This window comes from Thermasporomyces composti, from assembly GCF_003386795.1.
Lineage (GTDB): Bacteria > Actinomycetota > Actinomycetes > Propionibacteriales > Actinopolymorphaceae > Thermasporomyces > Thermasporomyces composti.
In genome coordinates, this window is the sequence record NZ_QTUC01000001.1 from 2,497,093 (window position 1) to 2,515,179 (window position 18,087).

Below are 18,087 nucleotides of genomic sequence, written 5' to 3' on the forward strand. Positions count from 1 at the left end.
GACCATGGCTGGCTTCACTATCCAGGGTGTATCGAAGGTCTTCCCAGGACCTCCGCCGACCCAGGCGCTCCAGGGCATCAACCTGACCATCGGGGAGGGTGAGTTCGTCACCTTCCTCGGTCCCAGCGGCTGTGGCAAGAGCACCTTGCTCGAGATCATGGCCGGCTTGCAGCAGCCGACCGAGGGAGTCGTTCGCCTCGGTGGCGAGGAGGTCCGTGAGCCGAGCGAGAAGGTCGGCGTGGTCTTCCAGGACCCCTCCCTCTTCCCGTGGCGGACGGTCATCCGCAACGTCGAGCTGGGGTTGGAGCTGCGCGGCGTGCCGAAGGAGGAGCGCCGCGCGGTGGCCCGCGAATACCTGGCCATGGTGGGGCTGGCGGGGGTGGAGACCAAGTACCCGCACCAGCTGTCAGGCGGCATGCGGCAACGGGTCGGGATCGCCCGGGCGTTGGCGACCAGCCCCGAGGTCCTGCTCATGGACGAGCCGTTCGGCGCGGTCGACCACCTGACCCGGCTGCAGCTGCAGCACGACCTGCTCGACATCTGGATGCGGCACCGCCGCACCATCGTCTTCGTCACCCACGACGTGTCGGAGGCGGTGTACCTCGCGGACCGGGTCGTGCTCTTCTCGCCGAGCCCGGGTCGGGTCCGTCGCGTCTGGAACGTCGACGTGCCGCGTCCACGTGCCCGGGATGATCTCGCGCTGGTGAACCTGCAGAACGAGATCTACGCCGAGATCACCAGCCTGACCGCCGAGCGGGACGCCCGGCTTGTGGAGGGTGCCCATGCGTGAGATCGCCGGCACGCGGGTGGCGACCGAGGACGGCGCTGTCCGTCGTCCATACCCGGGCCTGGCCGAGCGGAGACGGCGGGAGCTCCTCGAACGTCAGAGCGCGATCCCTCCCGTGACCTCCCCGCACGCGGGCGCGCCGGCGGCGGTCCACCGCCGGCTGCGGGAGCGGATCGCCGCACTGCACGAGGCGCTGTGCGCGTTCTCCCTCGACCTGCACGCGCATCCCGAGCTCGCGTATGAGGAGCACCACGCCGCGGCCGCGCTGGCGGACCTGGTCGGCCGCTACGGCGTCGCCGCCGAGGTGGGCGCCTATGGGGTGCCGACGGCGGTGCGGGCGGTCGTGGGCACCGGGTCGCCCCGGGTCGCCGTGGTCGCCGAGTACGACGCGCTCCCGGGCATCGGCCACGCGTGCGGTCACAACGTCATCGCCGCTAGCTCCGCGGGAGCGTTCCTGGCGCTGGCTGAGCTGCTCGCCGGACAGGACGCGCCCGCGGGAGCTGTCGAGCTGGTCGGCACGCCGGCGGAGGAAGGCGGTGGTGGGAAGCAACGAGTGCTTGACGCGGGCGGCTTCGACGAGATCGACTTCGCGATCATGGTCCACCCGGGCAACCTGGATCTCGCGGGCGGCCGCTCGCTCGGGTTCCGCCAGGTGGCGGTGACCTACCACGGTCTCGCCGCCCACGCCTCGACGGCGCCCCACCTCGGGGTCAACGCGCTCGACGCCGTGGTCGCGGCCTACAACGGCATCGCGCAGCTACGTCAGCACATCCTGCCGTCGGATCGGGTGCACGGCATCATCACCGACGGCGGACAGGCGCCGAACATCGTGCCGGCGAAGGCGTCGGCGGTGTTCTACGTGCGGTCGGCCGAGCTCGACACGCTCGCCGAGCTGCACACCCGGGTCGACGCGATCCTCCGAGCGGCTGCGCTCTCGACCGGCACGCGCGCGGAGATCACCTGGGACGCCGCCGCACCCTACCTTCCGCTTCGTCCCAACGAGCCGCTCGAGGCGCGCTACGCCGTCCACCTCGCCGACCGTCGACGGGTGCTTCCGGGCTCCGCCCGTCCGGTGGAGACCGCCGCGTCGACCGACATGGGCAACGTGAGCGTCTACGTTCCCGCCATCCATCCTTCGGTGGCCATCGCGCCACCCGACGTGGCCAACCACACTCCGGAGTTCGCCGCGTACGCCGCGAGCGAGTCCGCCACGACCGGTATCCGCGACGCGGCGATCGGCATCGCCTCGACCGTCGCGGACTTCCTCTACGACGAGCGGCTCCGCGCCGACGCGCGTGCCGACTTCGAGGCGCGCGGTGGCCGGCTCACGCTCGCCGACGCGCTGAACCCAGTCAAGGAGACACCGTGATCGAACCCCTGCTCGACCACATCGTCTACGCCGCTCCTGACATCGACGAGCTCGTCGCGTCGTTCCGGGAGCGCACGGGCGTCGAGCCGCCGCTCGGTGGCCGCCACGTCGGCCGGGGCACCCGCAACTACCTGGTCGGCCTCGGCGGTCAGGTCTACCTCGAGCTCATCGGGCCCGACGACCCGACCCTGCCCGGCCGCGGGACGACGGCGTTCGGCATCGACAAGCTCACCGAGCCGCGCATCGCCGCCTGGGTGATCCGCCCGAAGGACTTCGACGAGCACATCGCCCGGGCACGCCGGAACGGCTACGACCCCGGCGTGGTCCGCCCACTGTCGCGGCGCAAGCCGGACGGCACGCTGCTGGAGTGGCGGCTCACCCAGGAGCCGCCGAACAACCGGGACGGGCTGGTGCCGACGCTCATCGACTGGCTGGACGCCGAGCATCCCACCGCCAGTGGTCTGCCTGAGCTCACGCTGCGCTCGTTCGTCGGTTTCCACCCCGATCCGGACGCGGTGCGCGCCGACCTCGCCGCGCTCGGTGTCGAGCTGGAGGTGCGCCAGGGCGAACCCGGCTTCGAGGTGGTGCTCGACACCCCGAAGGGCGAGGTCATCTTGCGGTGACGGCGCCCTCGACGCTCGCGCACGAACCACGTCACACGAGGAGAAGTCACGACCATGGCCACCCCCACTCGCAAGCTCGGATTGACACTGCCCCAGCGTGGGGCGTTCTTCGGCGTGCTGACCGTCCCTGAGCTCGTCGAGACCGGTCACTTCGCCGACGAGTCAGGCGCGTACGACTCGGTGTGGATCGGCGACAGCCTGCTCGCCAAGCCACGCCCGGAGTCCATCGCGTTGTTCGGGTCGCTCGCGGCGGTCACGCGTCGGGTGACCCTCGCCGTCGGCTGCATGGCGAGCTTCCCGGTCCGGGATCCCATCCTGCTCGCCGACCAGTGGGCCACCCTCGACCAGATCTCGCAGGGCCGCATGCTGCTCGCGGTGTGCACCGGGATCGTCAAGGCCAAGGACGCGTCCGAACGTGAGGGCGCGCTCTACGGCGTGACCGACAAGTCTCGGGCCGGCCGGTTGGAGGAGAACATCGAGATCCTGCGTCGGCTCTGGACAGAGGACAACGTGACGTTCCACGGGCGCTACCGCAGCTTCGAGAACGTCACGGTGCTGCCCAAGCCGGTGCAGAATCCGCCGCCGATCCACATCGCCTCCAACCCGAACCCCGCCTACGGGTACGAGCGGGCGCTGCGTCGCGTCGCCCGGCTGGCCGACGGCTGGATGACGACTCGCAAGCGGCCGGAGTACCTCACCAAGCTGTGGCCCGCCATCCAGGGCTACCTGCGCGAGGAGGGTCGCGACCCGGAGAACTTCCCGGTCGTGGCGTACCACAACGTCAACATCAACCCCGACCAGGACGCCGCGTACGAGGAGAGCTACCGCTTCCTCGGCGAGTACTACGGTCCGGTCTTCACCGAGGAGGACACCCGCTACTGGACGGCGGCCGGCTCGGTCGAGCAGGTGATCGCCCAGATCAACGAGCTCTACGAGGCCGGCGCCACTGAGGTGACGTTGCGCATCACCTCCTGGGACTGGCGGCGCCAGCTCAAGCTCCTCACCGAGGAGGTCGCGCCCGCGGTCCGTTCCGCCGGCTGAGCCTCCGACCACGCCTACCTCCTTCGCCACTGCACTCCTCCGCGGTCCGTTGGCCGGTCCCTGACGAGGCAGGGACCGGCCAGGACCGGATGACGGTGGGGCGTGCCCGGAGAACGCGCGCGACGCGTGGAATCATGGCGCACGGGCGCGGACGTGGTCGGCGTCCGCCCAGTGCGTTGAGGGAGGGCCGAGCGTGAAGCGGGAGACGCGTGCGGACGTTCTCGTCGTCGGCGGAGGACTGGGCGGCGTGGCCGCGGCGCTCACCGCGCTGCGGCTGGGTCGACGGGTGGTGCTCACCGAGGAGACCGACTGGTTGGGCGGCCAGCTCACCAGTCAGGCCGTCCCACCGGACGAGAACCCCTGGATCGAGAGCCGGTACGCCTCACCCAGCTACCGGAGCCTGCGCTGGCGGATCCGCGAGTACTACCGGCGCAACTACCCCTTGACGACGGCGGCGGCAGCCGACCCACTGCTCAACCCTGGCGGGGGCTTCGTGAGCCCACTGTGCCACGAGCCGAGGGTTGCCGTCGCGGCGATCCACGAGATGCTGGCGCCGTACGTGACCTCGGGCCGCTTGACGGTCCTGCTCGAGCACGTGCCGGTCGCCGTCCACAGCACCGGCGACGTCGTCGACGCCGTCACCGTACGCGGACGGGACGGCGAGGAGCTCACCATCAGCGCGCCGTACGTCGTGGACGCCACCGAGCTCGGCGACCTCCTCGAGCTCGGTGGTGTCGAGCACGTCATCGGGGCGGAGGGCCAGGACGAGACCGGTGAGCCCAAGGCGCCCCCAGCGGCCAACCCGCTCGACCAACAGGCCATCACCTGGTGTTTCCCGGTGGAGTACCGGCCGGGCGAGGACCACACGATTGATCCACCGCCCAGCTACGAGCACTGGAAGACGCACGCCGAGCCGTTCTGGCCGGGTCCTCAGCTGTCCTGGCACGACGTCGATCCGGAGACGTTGGAGCATCGGTACCGACCGCTGTTCAGCGGTGAGGACGTCGATCCCCGGGACTTCTGGCACTACCGCCGGATCGTGGCCGCCGCGAACTTCCGACCTGGCACGGTCCGCTTCGACGTGACGCTGGTCAACTGGCCGCAGAACGACTACTGGGAGACGCCCATCCTCGGCGTCGACGAAAAGACCCGGCAACGCGCTCTCCAACGCAGCCGGGAGCTCTCGCTGTCGCTGCTGTACTGGATGCAGACCGAGGCGCCCCGGCACGACGGAGGCACCGGCTACCCGGGCCTCCGGCTCCGTCCCGACCTGGTCGGCACCAGCGACGGTCTCGCCAAGCGTCCGTACATTCGCGAGGCGCGCCGCATCCGGGCCGAGTTCACCGTGCTGGAGCAGCACGTCGGTGTGGACGCCTCAGGCGGCCGAGGGCCCGAGCAGTTCGAGGACTCCGTCGGGCTCGGCAACTACCGCATTGACCTCCACCCCAGCACTGGTGGTCGCACCTACGTCGACATCGACTCCTACCCGTTCCAGATTCCGCTCGGTGCGCTCATCCCGGTCCGGGTGGAGAACCTGCTGCCGGCCAACAAGAACATCGGCACGACCCACATCACGAACGGTTGCTACCGCTTGCACCCGGTCGAGTGGGCGATCGGCGAGGCGGTGGGAGCACTCGTGGCCTATTGCCTCGACGTCGGAGAGCGGCCGCGGGGAGTGCGGGCGAACGCCGCCCGACGCGCCGACTACCAGCGGTTGTTGCGTGAGCGGCTGGGCATCGAGCTCGCCTGGCCGCCCGAGATTCGGAGCTTGCCGACCGCGCGCCGGCCGGCCTACCCCCAGCTCGTCGAGGACCCGCCGACCCACGTCTGGTGAGCCGTTGACGGCGCCCCGTCGGGGCCGCCGCGTTGCGGAGGAGCATAATCGGCGGCATGAGCGAGGCCTTCGACGTTGTGGTGCTCGGTGCTGGTCCCGGTGGGTACGTCGCGGCGATCCGCGCGGCGCAGCTTGGTCTGCGGACCGCCGTCGTGGAGGAACGCTACTGGGGTGGTGTGTGCCTGAACGTCGGGTGCATTCCCTCTAAGGCGTTGCTGCGCAATGCCGAGATCGCCCACGTGGTCACCAAGGAGGCGGCGACCTTCGGGATCAACGTCGAGGGCCGGCTCAGCCTGGACTACGGCGTCGCCTACGACCGAAGCCGCAAGGTCGCCGAGGGCCGGGCCAAGGGTGTCCACTTCTTGATGAAGAAGAACGGCATCACCGAGATCGATGGCTGGGGCAGTTTCCTCGACGACCACACGCTGCGAGTGACCCGTCTGGACGGGGGAAGTGACACGGTGAGCTTCCGGCACTGCATTATCGCCACCGGTGCCAAGGCGAGGTTGCTTCCCGGGACGACCATCTCCGAGCGCGTGGTGACCTACGAGGAGCAGATCCTCAGCCGCGAGCTGCCGAGGAGCATCATCATCGCCGGCGCGGGTGCCATCGGTGTCGAGTTCGCCTACGTCCTGAACAGCTACGGCGTCGACGTCACGCTCGTGGAGTTCCTCGATCGCATCATGCCGACGGAGGACGAGGAGGTCTCCGCCGAGCTGGCCCGCCGCTACCGCCGGATGGGTATCAGGATGCTCACCTCGACACGCGTGGACGCGGTGGAGGATCTCGGCACCTCGGTCCGGGTGACCGTCTCCAGCGGCGGGCAGTCGCAGGTGCTCGAGGCAGACCGAGTGCTCCAGGCGCTGGGCTTCCAACCGCGCGTCGAGGGCTATGGGCTGGAGAACGCCGGCGTTCGGCTGACCGACCGCGGCGCGATCGACATCGACGCGCGCTGCCGCACCAGCGTGCCGCACATCTTCGCGATCGGTGATGTGACGGCCAAGCTCATGCTGGCGCACGCGGCGGAGGCGATGGGCGTCGTGGCGGCCGAGACGATCGCCAACGCGGAGACCATGGAGCTTGACTACCGCATGATCCCGCGGGCGACGTTCTGCCAGCCACAGATCGCGAGCTTCGGCTGGACCGAGGCGCAGGCCCGCGAACAGGGGTTCGACGTCCGAGTGGCGAAGTTCCCGTTCACCGCGAACGGCAAGGCGCAGGGCATCGGGGACCCCGTCGGGTTCGTCAAGGTGGTGAGCGACGCGAGGTATGGCGAGATCCTCGGTGCCCACATGATCGGGCCCGACGTCACCGAGCTGCTCCCCGAGCTGACCCTGGCTCAGCAGTGGGACCTCACGGTCCACGAGGTGGCGCGCAACATCCACGCGCACCCGACGCTGAGCGAGGCGGTCAAGGAGGCGGTGCACGGACTGGCGGGACACTTCATCAACCTCTGACTCACCTCCACCTCAGACGCGACCTCCGTCGAGCGGGTGACGGTCGCCGCACACCGTCCGTCCGCCGGAGTCGTCGACAGTGCCCGAGCACGGCCACGTCCACAGGCGAGGGGTGATCTTGTCGCCCCTCAGACCGGGCGATAAGGTGCAATCGGGGCCGGATGATCGTGCCGGCCGCCATGTGTGTTCGCCCCGCCGCCGGGCCCGGACCGACGGCTTCGACGCGTACCGACGCACCGTCCGCTCGACGAGGTGACGGATGAGTGACGAGGGCATCACCCCGCAGCCGGGTCCATTGTCGGGCGTGAGTGTCGCCCGTATCTACGACTACCTGTTGGGTGGCACGAACAACACCGAGGCGGACCGCAAGGTCGTTGAGCAGATCAAGGAGCTATTCCCTTGGTTCGCGGACTGGGCTTGGTGTAACCGGTCGTTCCACCAGCGGGCGGTCCGGTGGTTGGCTGAGAACGCTGGCATCCGGCAGTTCCTCGACATCGGGTCCGGCCTGCCGACCCAGGAGAACACACACGAGATCGCGCAGCGGGTGGCGCTGGACGCCCGTGTCGTCTACGTCGACAACGACGCCACCGTCGCCGAGCGTGCCTCCGAGCTGCTGCGTGGATCGGATAAGAGCGTCTTCGTCGTCGGTGACCTCCGCGACCGGGACAGCATCCTGAAGCACCCCGAGGTCGTGAGAGTGCTGAACTTCGACGAGCCGGTCGCCTTGCTGATCACGGCGGTGATCCACTTCTTCCCCGACGAGGACGACCCGTGGGGGATTGTGCGGAGCTACCTTGATGAGCTCCCGTCTGGTAGCTACCTCGTCTTGTCGAGCGGCACCCACGACAATCAGTCGCCCACCGCGGTCCAGCGTGCCGTCGAGGCCTACCAGAACGCGACGTCGCAGCTCTACCCACGGTCCAAGGCCGAGATCGAGCGCTTCTTCGAGGGCCTGGAGCTCGTGCCGCCCTACGAAGGCGCCGCGCCTGAGGTGACCTTCGGCGGTCTGTGGGGTGCCGACGTGCCCGAACTGGCTGACGACGAGGGGTCGCGCGCCCTCTACGTCGGGGTGGCCCGGAAGCCCTGAGCTGACGTCGTGTCACCCACCAGGTGGGGCAGGGGCGACGTGCTCACCGAGTGAGCGGAGGGCCAGGGACTAGCCCGCGGTGTCGCCGACGAGATCAATGCCGAACCGCGCGGTGGGCACGGAGTCCTGAGGCGACGTGCGGTCAAGCGCTCCTTGTCCGAGCGCGGCGCTCACGATCCCGCCGTACACCAGGTGGTCGGCGAGCAAGGCGAGTCGCTCCACCGTGCTGGGCCGTTCCACGTGGGGGAGCTGGAGCAGCGGCGCGACTCCCTTGTCGAACACCAGCCAGAGCACCAGCCCGTACGTGGGTCCGGTCAGCGGGTGCCGCCGCAGTCGAGGCGGGACCAGGGTGTAGGCGAGGCCACCGGCGGCGCCGTAGAGCCAGTGCGCGAGCTCGATCAAGGCGCGTCGTCGCTGGCGCGAGAACTTGGCGAGGACGCTGGGCGCGCCCTGCTTCAGGACGGTCTCGGGCGGGGTCTGTCGGACGAGCCCGAGGCCAGTGGTGAGCTGACGCACGCTCGACATCACCATCGACGCGACCAGGCCGCCCGCCGCGGCCTCGGCCATCGTTCTCGTCCCCATCGCCCCTCCCTCCGATGGCCTGGCCGTCGGATTCTGCCCGGTCACGGTCGGGGCAAACGAGAGACGGAGCCGGCTGGGCGTCGGTGGCGCCGACACGTCACTCTCTGCTGGCGCGGGTCCGTCAGGGACTGGGGTCGTAGGCCTGAGGAGCGTGCCAGGCGAGCGCGGCACGGAGCTCACGCACCTCGCGGGCACGGCGCTTGCGCCGTCGTTCGTGCGCGATCGGGAACAGCCGGAACCCGCCGTGGTAGGAGTGCCGAGCGCTCGTCGCCCACGCGGGAGGGTGGTTCCCGGGGGTGAGCCAGACGGTGAGCCACGGTCGTTTCGCTTCCCCGACGAGCTTGGCACGGGCGATGGCGTGCCAGGGCAGTCGCCACTGGTCACGCCCGCGGGTCAGGGACAGCCCGGCGGTCCCGATCTCCAGCCGCAGCGGTCGACGGAGCGCTCGAACGAGCTGACGGCATCCGGCGACGGTGAAGCACACGAAGGCCACGAGCGCCGCGAGGGCCGGCCCGCCCGAGCTGGCGTTGGCGACTTCGCCGGCCATCAGCGCGGCGACGGCGCTCGCGGAGCCCCACACCAACGCCGCGACGCGTGAGGTGTGGAAGGTCACGCCGCCGAAGGTCTCCGGCGTGGTCGTCGTGGTCTGGTGCCAGGCGGGCGTCGGGGGGACCGGTCCGGGGACGGTCTCGGCGATCCTCGTGGGCGCTGGTCGGGCCGGTGCGGACAACGGCACCGTGAGCGCGGCGTCGGATGTCGCCGGAGCGATCGGGGGCGTCGGTGAGGCGGACGCCACGGCGGTGGGCCGTCCGGACACGGTGTCCGTCGCTGACCACGTGGCGCTGATCAATCCGGACGGTGTCGACGCTGCTGAGGGGGAGGCGACCGGGTCGCCGAGGCGAACGGTCGCCGCGTTGCTCGCGGCGAGCGTGTGAGCGCGCAGCTCGGTGTGGTAGCGCTCCACGAGCGTGCGCACGGGCGTGGGGAGCCACTCCGGCGCCGGATCGATCCGCCCGAGCTCCGCCAGGAGGGACGCTGGTGTCGGACGGTCGCGCGGGTCGCGGCGCAGGCAGCGGGCCACGAGGTCGCGCAGCCCAGGTGGTACGCCGTCGAGCCGGGGCTCCTCGTGCAGAGCGCGGTACATCAGCGCCGAGGTCTCGCCGTCACCGAACGGCCCCGCGCCTGTCGCCGCGTACACGAGGACCGCGCCGAGCGCGTAGACATCGCAGGGTGGGCCGACCTCGTCGCCGAGGATCTGCTCCGGCGCCAGGAATCCGGGCGTGCCGAGGAAGACCCCCGTCGAGGTCAGCCTCGCGACACGCTGGAGCGCTTGGGAGATGCCGAAGTCGATGACGCGCGGTCCGTCCGCGCCGAGCAGGACGTTGGACGGCTTGAGGTCGCGGTGCACCAAGCCGGCGCCATGGATGGCGACCAACGCCTCGCACAGGCCGGCCGCGAGCTGTCGAACAGCGGGCTCGGGGAGCGGGCCGTGCTCCTCGACAGCCTGGTCGAGGGTCGGCCCGGGGACGTACTCGGTGGCGAGCCAGGGCCGTGCCGCGGTGGGATCGGCGTCGACGACGGCGGCGGTCCAGAAGCCGCCGACGGAGCGGGCCATCTCGACCTCGCGCCGGAACCGCTCGCGGAACTCCTCGTCGTCGGCGAGCGCCGCCCGGGCTACCTTGACCGCGACGGCTCGGCCACTGGGGGAGGTGCCGAGATAGACGGTGCCCATGGCGCCGGAGCCGAGGCGACCGTGCAGGACGTACGGCCCGACCTGGTGCGGGTCATCGTCCTGCAGGGGTCGCACCACCGGCCTCCCTCTCGCTCACCGTCTCAGGAAACGAGCTTAGAGCCTGGCGTGCTCCCTGGCGGCGACCACGGGCGCGCTCGGCGACCTGGTCCGCGGCGCGCCGAGCGTCGGCGACCACGACGTCCAGCTGTTCGTGGATCCGTTCTCCACCGGGGTGGCGGTCGAGGCGCCCGCATACGTTCGGGCCCCCGGGGTACCGGAGTGACCATGGCGGCCGCGAACCGGTCAGGGTTTCCGAGGCAGGCGCAAGAGCATCCGGGCCTCGAGCGAGAGATGCGGCCGGAGCCGGACTACGGGTACGAGACCTACCGTGGTCACGGCCGGCTGAGGGACAAGGTCGCGCTCGTGACGGGTGGTGACTCCGGCATCGGCCGCGCGGTCTGCCTCGCCTTCGCCCGGGAGGGCGCCGACGTCGCGTTCACGTACCTCGAATCGGAGGAGCCCGACGCCCGTGAGACGGCCAGGGTCGTACGGGAGGCGGACCGTCGGGTGCTGAGCCTGCCGGCCGACCTCCACACCGAGGCGACGTGTCGCCAGGTGGTCGAGTCGGTCGTCCGAGAGTTCGGTCGGGTCGACGTCGTCGTCAACAACGCGGCGTACCAGATGAGTTTCGACGGCATCGAGTCGATCCCCGCCGACCAGCTCGAGCACACGTTCCGGGTCAACATCCTCGCGATGTTCTGGATCTGCCAGGCGGCGCTGCCCCACATGCCCGCCGGCGGGTCGATCGTCAACGTGACGTCGATCCAGGCGTACGAGCCCACGCCCGAGCTGCTTCCCTACGCGACGACGAAGGGCGCGATCGTCACCTTCACCAAGGGACTCGCGCAGGAGCTGGCGAGCCGGGGGATTCGCGTCAACGCCATCGCCCCGGGTCCGATCTGGACGCCGATCACCCCGGCGTCGAGGGCCCCGGAGAAGTCGGAGACGTTCGGGACGAACACTCCGCTCGGCCGGCCCGGGCAACCGGTCGAGGTCGCGCCCGCCTTCGTCCTCTTGGCGAGCGACGACGGCAGCTACATCAGCGGGGAGATCCTCGGGGTGACCGGAGGCCGTCCGCTCCCGTGACCGACGGGAACCACATGCGGGAGAAGCCGTACGCGGCGAGCGCGGAGGACGGAGATTGCCGTGACCGCGACCGAGACCGCCACGCTGTTGGTGGACCAGGCCACGAGGTCGCCCGGGGCGATGACCGGCGGTAGGCCTCGAGGGTGAAGCCCTACGCGCACTGACCATGCCACCCGACATACCTACTACGACATGTAGTATGTGGGTCAGGAGAAGCGATGCCCCGACGACCACCGACGCCGATGTGCCCCATCCGGGTGGGCGACGCGTGCACCCTGTGCGTGCCCGGCGCGACCGGTCCGCAGGACTGCGGCCTGGTCTACCTCGTGCGGAGCGACCCGGAGCTCCGCGAGCAGCTCGCCGCCCGGCGCAGTGCCCACGCCGCGGTCCGCGGCCGCGCCACCTCGGACCTCAGCGCACCGGCTGCTGCAGCTCGGTGACCCACACGGTCGCGAGCAGGACCAGCGAGATCAGCGCCAGGACTCGCCACAGGGTGCCTACTGGCCATCCCGGACGCGGTGGCGTGGTGCTGGACCCGTAGCGGCACATGGCGTGCTGCGGTGGAGCCTCTCGTCGCCGAGGCCCAGCGAGTCTGACAGGCCCCTAGATAGCGCAAACCCGGCTCGCCCACCGTCCGGAAGGCTGCCGGGTTCACTTCACGAGGCTAGTGCCCCGTGCGTTCACGAAGTGCTTCGTGTGGACCCGAGTCCACGCAGAGGAACGCAGAATTATCAACGTCTCCGTCAGGCTCACCGTCTCTGTCAGGCTCCTCACCGTCTCTGTTGGGCTCACGTCTCCGGACCTGCAGTTCTACCCGCAACCGGTTACGTGGGTTGGGCCGTGGTTAGGTGTGGGCCAGGTCCGAGATGGCCGTTCTGCCGCGTACCGACCCGCTCCCGGCCGCCTCACCGCCGACCGGGATGTGCGGGAGCTGACCTCCGGCACGACGGCAAGAGGGGTGGATCTCCACGTCAACGGGGTCGGTTTGGCCGTTTCGTCCGGCGATGTCGCGGCGAACCTGTCAGGCTGGCGTCATGCGGGTCGCTGGTTCGTACGCCGTGGTGACCGGCGCGTCGAGTGGCATCGGGCGGGCGGTCGCCGAACGGCTGGCCGCCAGGGGATGTCGGCTCCTCCTCGTGGGCCGCGACCGCGATCGGCTGGCCGCTGTCGCCGAGCGGACGCGGGGTGAGATCGCGGTCGTCGACCTCGCGGACCCCGAGGCGATAGCTCGGTTCGCAGGGCGCCTCGCCGCCGGACCGTCACCGGACCTGCTCGTCAACAACGCCGGTATGGGCGCGGTCGGCGACATCGTCGACCCTCGCGCGTTCGGCGGGGACGCGGCAGCCGGCGCTCAGCCGCTCGACCACGACCTCGACCGCCTCGTGGCGGTCCACCTGCGGGCACCCATCGCGCTCACGCATGCGGTGGTGCCCGCCATGGTGACCCGAGGTCGCGGTCACCTGGTGTTCGTCACCTCCATCGCCGGGCTGGTCGGCGTGGCCCGCGAGTCGCTCTACGCCGCTGTCAAGGCCGGACTGCACATGTTCGCCGCCAGCGTGCGCGCGGAAGTCGCGCCGGCCGGCGTCGGAGTCACGACGGTGGCGCCCGGAGCCGTGCGTACGGCGTTCTTCGACCGACGAGGTGCGCCCTACACGCGCCGGCTCCCGCGGCCAGTCGCGCCAGAGCGGGTCGCGGACGCGCTCGTCACAGCCGTCGAACGCGACCGCGCCGAGGTGATCGTGCCTCGGTGGCTGCGCCTCCCGGTGGTGATCCGAGCGGCGACACCGACAGTGTTCGGCCGGTTGTCGGCTCGCTGGGGTGGGTCCTCGACCCGATGAGTGACGCGACGGTCAGTGGCCGACGAGTGCCCGCAGCGACTGACGAAGCGAGCCCATGGTGGCCAAGACCGCGGTGGGCTCGTAGCCGCAGTGGGCCATGCAGTTGTTGCACCGTGGGTCGCGTCCTCGACCGTAGCGGTCCCAGTCGGTCTCCTCGATGAGCTCGCGATAGGTCTTGGCGTAGCCGTCGCTCATCAGGTAGCACGGGCGCTGCCAGCCCAGCACCGAGTACGACGGGATCCCCCACGCGGTGCAGGGAAAGTCGACCTTGCCCTCGAGGAAGTCCAAGAACAACGGCGAGTGGTTGAACCGCCAGCGGCGGCGGTTGCCGTTGGCGAACGCCTCCCGGAAGAGCGCTCGTGTCTGGTCGACGCCGAGGAAGTGCTCCTGGTCCGGCGCCTTCTCGTAGGCGTAGGCGGGTGAGACCATCATCTGGTCGACCTTGAGCTCGTCGTTGAGGAAGTTGAGGACCTCGATGACGCTGCGCGGGCTGTCGGTGGAGAAGAACGTCGTGTTGGTCGTCACCCGGAAGCCCTTCTCCTTGAGGAACTTCACGGCCGCCACCGCCTCGTCGAAGACGCCCTCCCGGCACACGGACTGGTCGTGACGTTCGCGCAGACCGTCGATGTGGACGGTGAACGTGAGGTAGCGCGAGGGTCGGAAGTCGAACCGGTCCCACCACTTCCGCAGCAAGACCGCGTTCGTGCACAAGAAGACGTACTTGCGCCGGGCGACGAACTCGTTCACCATCCGGTCGATCTCGGGGTGCATCAAGGGCTCGCCCCCGGCGATGGACACCATGGGGGCCCCGCACTCCTCGATCGCCGTGACGGCCTGCTCGACCGGCATGCGCTGCCGCAGGATGTTGGCCGGATGCTGGATCTTCCCGCACCCGGCACAGGCCAGGTTGCAAGCGAACAGCGGTTCCAGTTCCACGATCAAGGGGAACTTCGTGCGGCCCCGCAACCGCTGGGCGAGGAGATATCGGGCGATCCGCATGCTCAGGTGCAGTGGCATGCTCATGACCCGCGCACCTCCTTCGGCAAGGTGAAACGAATGTCCTCGCGGGTGACCTCGCGTTCGTGCACCTGAAGTGGGCCAAGGCCGCGCAGCGCGGTCACCACGTCGTCGACGAGCGCGCTGGGCGCGGACGCTCCGGCGGTCACCGCGACGGTGTTGGCGCCGCGGATCCAGTCCAGGTCCACGTCGAAGGAGTCGTCGACGAGGTAGGCGGGAGTGCCGAGCCGCCGGGCCGTCTCGACCAGCCGATTGGAGTTGGACGAGTTGGCCGAGCCCACCACGAGGACGACGTCAGCGTCGTGGGCGACCGTCCGCAGAGCCCATTGGCGGTTGGTCGTCGCGTAACAGATGTCGTCCGAGCCGGGAGCTCCCAGCAGCGGGAACCGCTTGCGCAACGTTTGAACGATCTCCTCCACCTCGTCGACCGCGAGCGTGGTCTGCACCAGGTAGGACACCCGGCTGGGATCCGGCACCTGCACTCGTTCCGCCTGCTCGAGGTTCTCGACCAGGATGGTCGAGTCCGGGCGCTCGCCCATGGTTCCTTCGGTCTCCTCGTGACCAGCGTGCCCGATGAACAGCACGGTGTCTCCGCGATCGGCGAACCGGCGGGCCTCACTGTGCACCTTCGCGACCAACGGGCACGTGGCGTCGATGACGGCAAGCCCGCGTTGCGCGGCGACATTCCGAACGTCCGGAGACACCCCGTGGGCGGAGAAGACGACGGTCGCGCCGTCGGGCACTTCGTCCAGCTCCTCGACGAACACCGCGCCGCGTTCCCGCAGGCGGCGCACGACGTGGGAGTTGTGCACGATCTGCTTGCGGACGTAGATGGGAGCGCCCCACCGTTCCAACGCTCGTTCGACGATGTCGATCGCGCGTTCCACACCAGCGCAGAAGGAGCGCGGCGAGGCGAGGAGCACCTGGCGGGGCCGCAGTGCCTCCCCCCACGCGCGCAGGACGGGGGCTACCGCGGCGAGGCCACGCAACGCCGTGCCGAGGTGGCCGATGGTGGCGGGACGCAGCAGCGGCTGGTTCGCCGGATCTGCGACGACTCGGACGCACGCGGTCGGTCGCGTGCCATGCCGCGCGAGCAACCACGCAGACTCCATGTCGACGGCGATCGCGCCGGTGGCGCGCAGCGCTTGGCGTTCGGCCCCCGTCACCACGTGGTCGGCGCTGATGACAGGCCCGGCGTGCACCCGCGCGCCGGTGCGTCGGACACTGGCCACGAGCAGCGGAGCGCTGGGACATGGAATGGTGACCCCGTCGGGCCCCCGGACTTCGGTTGCCACCACGACGTCGCCCGGCGCCAGGTCAGGGTCGAGCGCTCCGCCGATCCCGGCGACCGCGATCCCCATGGCGTCCCGGACACCGGGCCACTCGGCCGCCCGCTCCGCTCGGCGACGGCCAGCGCCGATACGCCGGACGGCGCCGGCCGGCAGGGCCCCGCGCAGGCATCGGGCCTCCGCGTGGGTCGGCGCACACACGACGTACGACTGCATGACCATCTCCTGAAAGGCTTCTGACGGTGTCCTCCGGTGCTCCGCCTCCTAGGCGGGTTCGTGAGGGCCGCGACGGCGGTCGGTGGTGGCCTGGTGTCTGACGTCCTTCCGGCTGGGGTCCTTCACGACGGTCGTGACGCGCCGATCGCCGACCTGGGCGCCACCCCAGGAGAACCTGCCCAGCACCCGGCCGAGCGCGCTGATCGGGAACACCAGCCGGTACATGTGGTACTTGATGTAGAAGTCGCCCGGGAAACCAGTGCCGGTGAACTGGGGCTCGTCCCAGCTGCCGTCCTCCCGTTGTGTCTCCACCAGCCAGGAGATGCCCCGCCAGACTTCTTCGGAATCCCCCTCACCGGCCGCGTGGAGCGCCAGCAGTGCCCAGGCGGTCTGGGAGGGCGTCGAGGCGCCAACACCGCGCCAGCGCGGGTCGTCGTAGGAGCGCAGGTCCTCGCCCCATCCGCCGTCGTCGTTCTGGTGGTCCTTGAGCCAACGGACGGCGGCCTGGATCGCCCGATGGTGACGCGGCAGCCCGGCCGCCACGAGCGCTGGCACCACCGCTCCAGTGCCGTAGATGTGGTTGGCGCCCCAGCGACCGAACCAGGAGCCGTCCGACTCTTGCTGGTCAAGCAGCCACTGCACGGCCCGCCGCACACAGTGCTCCTTGGCCAGGCCTTCGTTGGCGAACATCTCGACGATGTGGGCGGTGACGTCGGCACTCGGGGGGTCGATGACGGCGCCGAAGTCGCAGAACGGCAGCTCGTACGCCAGCTCGCGGGTGTTGTCGGCGTCGAAGGCGCCCCAACCGCCGCACCGGCTCTGCATGGCGCGAAGCCAGGCCAAGGCCCGGCCGACGGCGTCGTCGACCTCCGGTGCGGCCGCCGTGCGGCGCAGCGCCAGGACCACCTCGGCCGTGTCGTCGGTGTCGGGATAGCCGTCGTTGTCGAACTCGAACGCCCAACCACCCGCCGGCGCGTTCGGACGGCGAACGGCGTAGTCGCCGCGTACCCGGACCTCCTCACCGAGCAGCCAGTTCCGCGCGCGGACCATCTCCGGGGCGTCGCTGGGCACGCCGGCGTCGCCCAGCGCGATGACGGAGAGCGCGGTGTCCCACACGGGGGACTGGCACGCCTCGATGCGGCGGGTCCGTCCCTCGGGTGTGTCCTCGTAGAGCGTGAAGCGTTCCCAGCCGCGCAGGCCGGTGGCGAGGACCGGATGGTCGAGGGGGTAGCCCAGGGCGTGCAGCGCCATGAGCGAGTAGACCCAGGGCGGTTGGATGCCTCCCCACGAGCCATCCCGCTCCTGACGGGCGATGATCCATTCCGCGCACCGGCGCAGGGCCTGCCGGCGCAGCGGACCGAACGCGTGGCGCTCGTAGCCGTGCAGGATCCGGTCGAGGGCTTGGAACGCCGCCCGCCAGCTCACCGGTCGCACCGGGCGGCGGGGCGCTCGGCCGAGCCGCAGCTCTGCGGTGCTCACGCCGAGGTTCCGGCGTGGCCGTAGCGCGCCGAGGATGGTCAAGGGAACGATGGTCTGGCGGGCCCAGCACGCCCAGTCGTAGACGTTGAACGGGGCCCAGCTGGGCAAGAAGATCAGCTCCGGTGGCAGGGCGGGGACGTCGTCCCAGCTCCACTCCCCGAACAAGGCGAGCCATAGGCGGGTGAAGACACGTGTGGCCTCCAGGCCGCCGTTGGCCAGGACGAACTCACGCGCCAGCCGCATGTGAGGTGCGTCGGGGTCGTCGCCGGCGAGCTTCAACGCGATGTAGGCCTCGGCGGTCGTCGACAGGTCGCCCGGCCCGAGCCAGTACGTGGCCCACGAGCCGTCCGCGCGCTGCTGGCTGCGGATCCAGCGGGCGGTCTGCTCGGTCTGCTCGGGGGTGCGGATGCCGAGGAACTGCCGCATCAGCAGGTCCTCGGCGTCCATGGTCACGTTCGTGTCCAGCGCGCCCTTCCACCAGCCCTCCGGGTGTTGTTGGTCGAGCAGGTGGCGGACAGCCCGGTCGAGAGCGTCGTGGGCTCGTTCCCGGCGATCTGACCAGGCGGTGAGGTCATCGGTCGTGGTCATGT

At 70.3% G+C, this 18,087-nt stretch carries 15 protein-coding genes; 10 read left to right on the plus strand and 5 right to left on the minus strand.

What is annotated here, in order from left to right; translation table 11 throughout:
• Positions 1-4 precede the first annotated feature (4 nt).
• From DFJ64_RS10765 to DFJ64_RS10795, 7 genes are all read left to right on the plus strand, one after another.
• Positions 5-790 (plus strand): ABC transporter ATP-binding protein, encoded by a 786-nt coding sequence (locus tag DFJ64_RS10765; RefSeq protein WP_115850333.1) that lies wholly within the window; start codon positions 5-7, stop codon positions 788-790.
• Positions 783-2,156 carry a M20 family metallopeptidase gene (locus tag DFJ64_RS10770; protein WP_115850334.1) on the plus strand — a complete coding sequence of 458 codons (1,374 nt, stop codon included), beginning with the start codon at positions 783-785 and terminating at the stop codon, positions 2,154-2,156. Before DFJ64_RS10765 ends, DFJ64_RS10770 begins: the two co-directional genes overlap by 8 nt.
• Positions 2,153-2,779: a VOC family protein gene (locus DFJ64_RS10775; RefSeq protein ID WP_115850335.1), complete on the plus strand. Its 627-nt coding sequence runs from the start codon at positions 2,153-2,155 to the stop codon at positions 2,777-2,779. The genes DFJ64_RS10770 and DFJ64_RS10775 overlap by 4 nt, the downstream gene beginning before the upstream one ends.
• Positions 2,780-2,833: 54 nt before the next feature.
• Positions 2,834-3,820 (plus strand): LLM class flavin-dependent oxidoreductase, encoded by a 987-nt coding sequence (locus DFJ64_RS10780; RefSeq protein WP_115850336.1) that lies wholly within the window; start codon positions 2,834-2,836, stop codon positions 3,818-3,820.
• A 193-nt stretch (positions 3,821-4,013) separates the two neighbouring features.
• The gene (locus DFJ64_RS10785) at positions 4,014-5,654 is read left to right on the plus strand and encodes an FAD-dependent oxidoreductase (RefSeq protein ID WP_115850337.1); all 1,641 of its coding nucleotides are present in this window, start codon (positions 4,014-4,016) and stop codon (positions 5,652-5,654) included.
• A 56-nt stretch (positions 5,655-5,710) separates the two neighbouring features.
• On the plus strand, positions 5,711-7,111 hold the full coding sequence (gene lpdA, locus DFJ64_RS10790) for a dihydrolipoyl dehydrogenase (protein ID WP_115850338.1): 1,401 nt from the start codon (positions 5,711-5,713) through the stop codon (positions 7,109-7,111).
• Between the two features lie 259 nt (positions 7,112-7,370).
• On the plus strand, positions 7,371-8,198 hold the full coding sequence (locus tag DFJ64_RS10795) for an SAM-dependent methyltransferase (RefSeq protein ID WP_115850339.1): 828 nt from the start codon (positions 7,371-7,373) through the stop codon (positions 8,196-8,198).
• Between the two features lie 69 nt (positions 8,199-8,267).
• Here the strand turns inward: DFJ64_RS10795 and DFJ64_RS10800 are convergent, their stop codons facing one another.
• Both DFJ64_RS10800 and DFJ64_RS10805 read right to left on the minus strand, forming a co-directional pair.
• The gene (locus DFJ64_RS10800; RefSeq protein ID WP_211310569.1) at positions 8,268-8,780 is read right to left on the minus strand and encodes a hypothetical protein; all 513 of its coding nucleotides are present in this window, start codon (positions 8,778-8,780) and stop codon (positions 8,268-8,270) included.
• A 121-nt stretch (positions 8,781-8,901) separates the two neighbouring features.
• Complete coding sequence (locus tag DFJ64_RS10805) at positions 8,902-10,587, minus strand: serine/threonine-protein kinase (RefSeq protein WP_115851992.1); 1,686 nt, start codon at positions 10,585-10,587, stop codon at positions 8,902-8,904.
• Positions 10,588-10,797: 210 nt separating this feature from the next.
• On the opposite strand from DFJ64_RS10805, the gene DFJ64_RS10810 reads away from it, so the two are divergent.
• From DFJ64_RS10810 to DFJ64_RS10820, 3 genes are all read left to right on the plus strand, one after another.
• Positions 10,798-11,658, plus strand: a complete 861-nt coding sequence (locus tag DFJ64_RS10810; RefSeq protein WP_115851993.1) for a glucose 1-dehydrogenase — start codon at positions 10,798-10,800, stop codon at positions 11,656-11,658.
• Positions 11,659-11,876: 218 nt separating this feature from the next.
• Positions 11,877-12,098 (plus strand): DUF6767 domain-containing protein, encoded by a 222-nt coding sequence (locus tag DFJ64_RS10815; protein ID WP_147304674.1) that lies wholly within the window; start codon positions 11,877-11,879, stop codon positions 12,096-12,098.
• A gap of 594 nt (positions 12,099-12,692) precedes the next feature.
• On the plus strand, positions 12,693-13,496 hold the full coding sequence (locus DFJ64_RS10820; protein WP_115851994.1) for an SDR family NAD(P)-dependent oxidoreductase: 804 nt from the start codon (positions 12,693-12,695) through the stop codon (positions 13,494-13,496).
• A 12-nt stretch (positions 13,497-13,508) separates the two neighbouring features.
• Here DFJ64_RS10820 and hpnH read toward each other — a convergent pair whose 3' ends face one another.
• Genes hpnH through shc form a run of 3 tightly spaced genes read right to left on the minus strand, consistent with a single transcriptional unit; the run spans position 13,509 to position 18,085 of the window.
• Complete coding sequence (hpnH, locus tag DFJ64_RS10825; RefSeq protein WP_115850341.1) at positions 13,509-14,519, minus strand: adenosyl-hopene transferase HpnH; 1,011 nt, start codon at positions 14,517-14,519, stop codon at positions 13,509-13,511.
• Positions 14,516-16,018 carry a 4-hydroxy-3-methylbut-2-enyl diphosphate reductase gene (gene ispH / locus DFJ64_RS20160; protein WP_342768124.1) on the minus strand — a complete coding sequence of 501 codons (1,503 nt, stop codon included), beginning with the start codon at positions 16,016-16,018 and terminating at the stop codon, positions 14,516-14,518. The genes hpnH and ispH overlap by 4 nt, the downstream gene beginning before the upstream one ends.
• A gap of 48 nt (positions 16,019-16,066) precedes the next feature.
• On the minus strand, positions 16,067-18,085 hold the full coding sequence (gene shc, locus DFJ64_RS10835; protein ID WP_115850343.1) for a squalene--hopene cyclase: 2,019 nt from the start codon (positions 18,083-18,085) through the stop codon (positions 16,067-16,069).
• Positions 18,086-18,087 lie beyond the last annotated feature (2 nt).